Origin of the sequence: Terriglobus sp. YAF25 (assembly GCF_052113305.1) — a bacterium.
In the GTDB taxonomy this organism is placed as follows: domain Bacteria; phylum Acidobacteriota; class Terriglobia; order Terriglobales; family Acidobacteriaceae; genus Terriglobus.
Genome location: NZ_JBFRCY010000408.1, coordinates 1 through 4,179 on the forward strand (window position 1 = coordinate 1; position 4,179 = coordinate 4,179).

4 protein-coding genes are annotated in these 4,179 nt (G+C 60.5%); 2 read left to right on the forward strand and 2 right to left on the reverse strand.

The genetic code is table 11. The features are described 5' to 3' along the window. The first annotated feature begins 36 nt into the window (after positions 1–36). Together AB4043_RS16725 and AB4043_RS16730 are read left to right on the forward strand one after the other, a co-directional pair. The gene (locus AB4043_RS16725) at positions 37–765 is read left to right on the forward strand and encodes a response regulator transcription factor (protein WP_442301133.1); all 729 of its coding nucleotides are present in this window, start codon (positions 37–39) and stop codon (positions 763–765) included. Next, on the forward strand, positions 762–2,114 hold the full coding sequence (locus AB4043_RS16730) for an ATP-binding protein (RefSeq protein WP_442301132.1): 1,353 nt from the start codon (positions 762–764) through the stop codon (positions 2,112–2,114). Before AB4043_RS16725 ends, AB4043_RS16730 begins: the two co-directional genes overlap by 4 nt. A gap of 180 nt (positions 2,115–2,294) precedes the next feature. Here the strand turns inward: AB4043_RS16730 and AB4043_RS16735 are convergent, their stop codons facing one another. Next, positions 2,295–3,071, reverse strand: a complete 777-nt coding sequence (locus AB4043_RS16735; protein WP_442301131.1) for a PASTA domain-containing protein — start codon at positions 3,069–3,071, stop codon at positions 2,295–2,297. Between the two features lie 39 nt (positions 3,072–3,110). Next, positions 3,111–4,179 (reverse strand): cation-efflux pump (locus AB4043_RS16740; RefSeq protein WP_442307567.1); only part of this gene is annotated, 1,069 nt, incomplete at its 5' end.

The following is a 4,179-nucleotide window of genomic DNA, read 5'->3' on the forward strand; positions in this document are numbered from 1 at the left end:
GTGGAGACGCGCGATCAGAACAGGTGACAATCGATCGTGACAGCAAACGTGCAAGCGCCGAAGGCCCGTGTTTCGCTTCTGCTGATTGACGATGACCGTTCGCTGGGGGCGCTGCTGGCGGAGTATTGCGAACCTTCCGGCTTCAGTGTGACGTGCGCGCGCAGTGGAGAAGAGGGGATCCAGCACGTGACAGAGCGCCCGTTTCAGTTCATCGTGCTGGATGTGATGCTGCCGGGCATCGATGGCTTTGAGACTCTGCGGCGGCTTCGGGAGATCACGCGAACTCCGGTGCTGATGCTAACCACGCGAGGAGCGACGCGCGATCGTGTCCATGGTTTGAACGATGGCGCCGACGATTACCTGACGAAGCCATTTCAACCGGAAGAGCTGGTCGCGAGAATCGGCAGTATTCTGCGCCGGACACAACCTGCTGCTGTGGAAGTGTCAACCAGGCTTGTGGGCGATCTCCTCCTGGATGAGGGCTCTCGTACGGTGTCGTGCAGCGGCAGGCCGGTAGAGCTGACCGGAGGTCAATATGAGTTGCTGCGGCTTCTGCTGGAGTGTCCTGGTGAAGCACGTCCGCGTGAGGATTTGATCCGGCGCATCTTCGGACGCGAACCGCATGGTGTCGACCGCTCCATCGATAACCTGGTGAACAATCTCAGGAAGCGATTGGGAATTCATCCGGACGGCACAGATCGCTTCAAGTGTGTCCGCAACCTTGGCTACAGTTATGTGCTTCCACAGGATGGAACTGGCCTGTGAGTGTCTTCTTCCGTATCTTCCGCACCTTCTGGTTTTTGATCCTGCTGGGCAGTCTGCTGATCATGCTGGTATTGCCCATCAGTAGAGAGCCGAGGATGGTGTTGTTCGAGCGGCCGCGAGAGTTACCGATCGCGAAGATACAGGAGTGTGCGGCTCTCGCTATTCAGAAGAGTGCGCAGGGCTTTCATGGAGGCCTGGGGCCAGAGTGTTTCAACGGATATCTCCTGACATCGAACGGCTCCGGTGCCGCGATGGGGGGTGTGAGGCTTCCGTACGGCGAGTCTGAATTGCTGGAGTGGGCGAGAAACCGGATCAGCCCGATGGTGATGGCAACGATCGACGAGACGGTGGTTGCGGTACGGACCGACCCTGCCGTGAGCACATCGCCCTTATTTGTCGCCAGGCTGCCTTATCCGGGTACAAGGCGCGCGAAGACTAAGTTCGGATTTGCTATGCTGCTGCGCTTTATCGCGTTTTCTGCGATCGCTGCGCTGGTATTGAGTCTCTACTTTACGCGGCCGATTACGCTGCTCTCTGAGGCGACCCAGGCGTTCGGCACCGGAGATCTTCGCGTACGCCTCAAGCCCGCACTGACAAAACGGCGCGATGAGATCGGCAGGGTAAGCCGCGGCTTCAATGAGATGGCTGAGAGGATCGAATCGCTTGTACTGCAACAGAAGACATTTCTGGCGCATGCGGCGCATGAGCTTGGTTCGCCATTGACGCGCTTGAATATTGCCCTTGCGCTCTGCAAGCGCAGGTTGGATGCGACGAAGGCTCCGGAGCTGGAGCGGATTGAGGATGAGTCGGAACAGCTCAATGCCCTGGTACAGCAGCTGCTGCTCTTTGCTCGTCTGGAGAGTGGCAATGAGATGGATCAGAACCGGAGCAGGTTTTTCGTTTCAAGGGTTCTGACGGCCGCCGTGGAGAACGCGCGGTTTGAGGGCGAGCATCAGGGAAAGATAGTCACATTTTCCCGGGAGGAACCATTTGCGATCGAAGGCTATCCCGATCTGTTGCAGCGTGCCTTCGACAATGTGCTTCGCAATGCTCTTCGATTCGCACGAGTGATTACGGTCGAAAGCCATGTGGATGATGTCCGTGATGTGGGCCTGGTGAAGATCTATGACGATGGCCCGGGCATTCCAGAGGGGATGGAAGAGACGATCTTTGAACCCTTTCAGCGTGTGTCGGATTCTGATGGTTCTGCCGAAACAAAGGGCGCTGGCCTGGGACTGGCGATTGCGAGGCAGACTGTGCTGGCGAACGGAGGAACGATCTCCGCCCATAAGTCGCCGATGGGCGGGTTGATGGTGCGGTATGAGTTCCCGCTGCAGCGCGGGAATTGAAGAATTGAAGGATTGAATAAGGGAGCGGGCTTTCCTCTAGTTGCCTTCAGAGGTTGATAGGGGCCCCAGGTGAGGCATTCGCACCTGTGGTGCGAACTGGCTGCACTGCGTGCAGCGTAAACAGGTCCTTCGCTCGCGTTCAGGATGACAAATAAAGAGCGATTACCTGCGCCCGTGATCTTAGTGGACGATGGTGAGCTTTACCGGGTCAGCGGCGGTGACGCGCGAGCCCGGTGCGGGGGACTGGGCGATGACGGTGCCCATGACTTTGACCGGCTGTGGTGCAGGTGTGGCGCCGACGGAGGGAATTGGGGGGATGGCTGTGGCGGCTTCCTGGGCGTAGGCGATGTGCAGGCCCATGGCGGAGACGCGCGCGCCGGCCTCGGCCAGCGTGAGGCCGGAGAGGTTGGGCATGACCCACGCCTTCGGCTCTGCGTCTTCCTCTTCTGAGAGCAGCAGACTGACCGCGGGTTTGTCGACACCTTCCGCATTGGGTGGCGGCGACTGGGCCAGGACATAGTCTGCCTGACCAGCGATGGGGAGGTGAGCGAGCGAGCCGAGTTCGAGACTGCCGCGGCGAAGCGTGACCGAGGCCTCCCGCAGCGGCATGCCGACTGCGTTGGGGATGGTGACGCGCTGCGGTCCGAGTGACTGGGTGACCCGCACCTGCCAGGAGCGCCGTACACGTACTCCCGCTACGGGGTACTGCTGCAGGACGCGTCCGGCGGGAACCACCGCAGAGTAATAGCGGTTTTCGAGCGTCATATTCAGGCCGGTGCCGCGTGCCTTGGCTGCGGCTTCCTCATAGGTCAAGCCCGCGAAGTTCGGGATCTGTACCTCGCGGCCGTGAATGGCGAGGCGCATGGTGATGAAGGCCGAAAGCAGCGCTACGGTCATCATGGCGACCGCACCCAGCAGGATGCGGAAGAAGCGGATCATGGTGGTTCGCAGTTTCACGGTATGCAGCTCAGGATACAGCTATTAAGGGATGCAGGATCAACGGCGGTTGTCGGTTGCCGGTTCTGGGTGAATGAGGACGCGTGAGACCTCAGGGTGCTGGCGCTTCATGCGGCTTTCCACCTCGGTGATGATGGCATGTACCTCCGACATGGGCAGATCGTCCGGGAGAGTGCAATGGCAGTTTATCTGCAGGTGGTCGCCAGTGCGGGTGATCAGGACGTCGTGGATGTCGAGGATCTGCGGGAACTCTTGTGCAGCGCGGYGCAGGCCGCGTTCGAGCAGCGTGTCTCGCGCGATGGCGTCCGTATGCTCGATGGTCGCAGGTTCACTTTCAATGTGGGTCAGGATGCTGGCGATACGGGGTTCTTCACGGCGCATCTCGGCCTCGAGCCTGGTGACCAGATCGTGCGCGGCACGGAGGTGCATGATCTCGGGGACTTCGAGGTGGAGCTCGATGTAGAGCTTGTCTTTGATCTCGCGGACGCTGAGATCATGAATGCTCAGATTGCGCCGCGCGGCTACGGCTTTGACGCGATCGAAGACCGATTCGGAGTCAGAGGCTGTCGGCACGGTATTGATGTCGATGTCGGCGCCTGGAACGATGCGCAGTACGGCGGCGCGTGCGCCTTTGGTGACCTGCTCGGCGCGCTGGAAGGTGAGGTTGCGGGGAAGTGCCAGGGTGAGATCGACAAAGTGTTCGGAGCCCGCACGACGCACGCGCACCTGGTCGACAGAGAGAACGTCGGGGACTTGCGTGAGGGCGCGCAGCAGCTCGCGGCGGGTCTCCGTGGGAGTCGCGTCCATCAGGTCGTCGAGTGTGCGGCGGGCGAGGCGGTAGCTGACCTGCAGAATGATAACGGAGACGAGGAGCGCTGCGACTGGATCAGCGCGATGCAGCCAGGGGATGTGGAAGTAGCTGCCGGCCCAGGTTACTGCGAGACCAGCCAGCACGGCGACGGAGGACCAGATGTCGGTGCTGAAATGCAGCGCGTCGGCCTCAAGGGCCTGCGAGCCGGACTCTTTGGCGACACGAAAGAGATGCCGGGAGCGGCCGTAGTCGACGGCGATGGAGAGAATCAACACCAGGACGGGCCAGATACTGCTG